Below are 2,902 nucleotides of genomic sequence, written 5' to 3'. Positions count from 1 at the left end.
CTTTTCTCCCCGACTTCCCCTGCTTCCCCTGCTTCCCAGTCACCAGTCCCCAGTCCCCAAGCTTTACAATTTTGTCTCAAGAAGACTTTATCTTGTTGAAGATTTGATGAATTCTAAGTTAGGCAGGCACAAAGGTTAAACGATGTTTGTTATTTTGCTAAATGAATTAGCCGTAATACTCAATATAATGTAATAGAAATAAATACACAGTAAAATTGCTCAATTCTTCAGTGTTAGGTTTTGAATTTCCCCTGTTCTTTCTGTATTTTCATACTTAGGCTGGGTATTCTAAATTAACAATATCAAGAACAACTAGCAATATTTTGTAAGTAACTGAGAAAATATGAGAATTTTGGTGACGGGCGGTGCTGGGTTTATTGGTTCTCATCTGATTGACCGACTCATCCCGGAAGGGCATGAAGTCATCTGCTTAGATAATTTCTACACAGGTCACAAACGTAACATCCTCAAATGGATGAATCATCCGAACTTTGAACTCATCCGCCATGACATCACCGAACCAATTCGGTTAGAAGTAGATCAAATTTACCATCTAGCTTGTCCAGCTTCTCCAGTACATTACCAGTACAACCCTGTAAAAACCGTTAAAACTAACGTGATGGGAACACTGAATATGTTGGGATTAGCCAAGCGTGTCAAGGCAAGATTTTTCCTAGCTTCTACTAGCGAAGTATACGGAGATCCAGAGGTTCATCCCCAAACGGAAGAGTATAGAGGTAGCGTTAATCCTATTGGTTTGCGTTCCTGTTATGACGAAGGTAAGAGAATCGCTGAAACTCTAGCATTTGACTACTACAGACAAAATAAAGTTGATATTCGAGTTGTCCGTATATTTAACACTTACGGGCCAAGAATGTTAGAAAATGATGGGCGTGTTGTCAGTAACTTTATAGTTCAAGCCTTGCGAGGCACACCTTTAACCGTCTATGGTGATGGCTCGCAAACTCGCAGTTTTTGCTATGTATCCGACCTAGTGGAAGGATTTATCCGCTTGATGAATAGTGATTACATCGGGCCACTCAATTTGGGCAATCCCGGTGAATACACGATTTTAGAATTGGCTCAAGCTGTGCAAAATTTAATTAACCCAGACTCAGAGATTAAATTTGAGCCTTTACCTGCTGATGATCCTCGTCGTCGCCAGCCGGATATCACAAAAGCAAAAACCCTGTTAAATTGGGAACCCACTATTCCCCTAGAAGAAGGATTAAAGCTAACAATAGAAGATTTCCGCGATCGCGTCGAAAAATAGTGTCTAGAGTTCATTTCTAAAGATGCGACTTCTAGATACAGACTGAACCTATTTGTAACCCGTACTTCAGTATCGGTGTTCCCCAGAAAAGTTTCAGTGTTTTATTGACTACTTCGTTTTTGAACATAACCCCAAACCAAGTGAGGAGTTGAAGAAATGCGTGTTTGTGTAATAGGTACTGGTTACGTTGGCTTAGTTACAGGTGCTTGTTTAGCTCATATTGGACACGATGTTATTTGTGTAGATAATAACGAAGAAAAAGTCAAATTGATGAAGTCTGGGCAGTCGCCGATTTTCGAGCCGGGACTATCGGAGATTATGCAGTCTGCGATTCAAAGTGGGAAGATCGAATTTACCACTGATCTAGCTGCTGGCGTTACCCACGGAGAAATTTTATTTATTGCTGTAGGTACACCACCTTTGCCAACTGGTGAAAGTGATACTCGTTATGTTGAAGCTGTAGCTCGCGGTATTGGTGCTAACCTCAATGGTGGTTATAAGGTAATTGTTAATAAATCTACAGTACCCATCGGTTCAGGTGACTGGGTACGGATGATTGTAATGGATGGTATTGGTGAACGTCAAAAGACTCTTGTGACAGCCGGTGGTGGACCTGCTGACGATAAATTACCTGAGTTATTACCTCAGTTTGATGTAGTCAGTAACCCAGAGTTTTTACGGGAAGGTTCAGCCGTATACGATACATTTAACCCTGATCGCATTGTCTTGGGTGGCAATAGCACCAAAGCCATCTCCATGATGAAAGAACTTTACTCCCCTATTGTGGAACGCAAGTTTGCTGAAAACAAATCTTTACCTCCCGTACCTGTGCTTGCAACAGACCTTAGTTCAGCAGAGATGATTAAATACGCTGCTAACGCTTTCCTCGCGACTAAAATTAGTTTTATTAACGAAGTCGCTAACATTTGCGATCGCGTTGGTGCTGATGTTACCCAAGTAGCTAAAGGTATTGGTTTAGACTCCCGCATTGGCAATAAGTTCTTACAAGCTGGTATTGGTTGGGGTGGTTCTTGTTTCCCTAAAGATGTTTCCGCGTTGATTCATACTGCTGATGACTATGGTTATGAGGCTCAGTTATTAAAATCTGCTGTTAGTGTTAACGAACGTCAACGCCTGATTGCGCTAGAAAAACTCCAGCAGGCTTTGAAAATCCTCAAAGGTAAAACTGTTGGTTTATTAGGCTTAACCTTCAAGCCTGATACCGACGATTTACGCGATGCACCAGCACTCAACTTAATTGAGCAACTGAACCGATTGGGTGCTAAGGTCAAAGCCTACGACCCCATCATTTCCCAAACAGGAATGCGTCATGGTCTTTCTGGTGTGCTAGTCGAAACTGATGCTGAACGTTTGGCTGATGGCTGCGATGCTTTGGTACTAGTCACTGAATGGCAACAGTTTAGCTCTCTTGACTATACCAAGATGGCTCAATTGATGAGCAACCCTGTCATTATCGATGGTCGTAACTTCCTCGACCCCGAAACTATGATCCGCGCAGGATTCCAATACGTAGGTGTTGGCAGAAGATAGAAAATTAGCACGTAATTAGTTTTATATCCCAATTAAAGACCGCCTAGAGATTTCTAGACGGTCTTTAATTACGAATTA

2 protein-coding genes are annotated in these 2,902 nt (G+C 41.8%); both read left to right on the top strand.

Features of this window, described 5'->3' with window-relative positions:
- The first annotated feature begins 343 nt into the window (after positions 1–343).
- Positions 344–1,273, top strand: a complete 930-nt coding sequence (locus tag VB693_RS03825) for a UDP-glucuronic acid decarboxylase family protein (RefSeq protein ID WP_323265116.1) — start codon at positions 344–346, stop codon at positions 1,271–1,273.
- A 156-nt stretch (positions 1,274–1,429) separates the two neighbouring features.
- Positions 1,430–2,824 (top strand): UDP-glucose/GDP-mannose dehydrogenase family protein, encoded by a 1,395-nt coding sequence (locus tag VB693_RS03820; RefSeq protein WP_323265115.1) that lies wholly within the window; start codon positions 1,430–1,432, stop codon positions 2,822–2,824.
- Positions 2,825–2,902 lie beyond the last annotated feature (78 nt).

Source organism: Anabaena sp. UHCC 0399, assembly GCF_034931465.1.
GTDB classification, from domain to species: domain Bacteria; phylum Cyanobacteriota; class Cyanobacteriia; order Cyanobacteriales; family Nostocaceae; genus Trichormus; species Trichormus minutissimus.
Note: the sequence above shows the minus strand (reverse complement) of the source record. Positions and strands in the feature narration are given on the sequence as shown.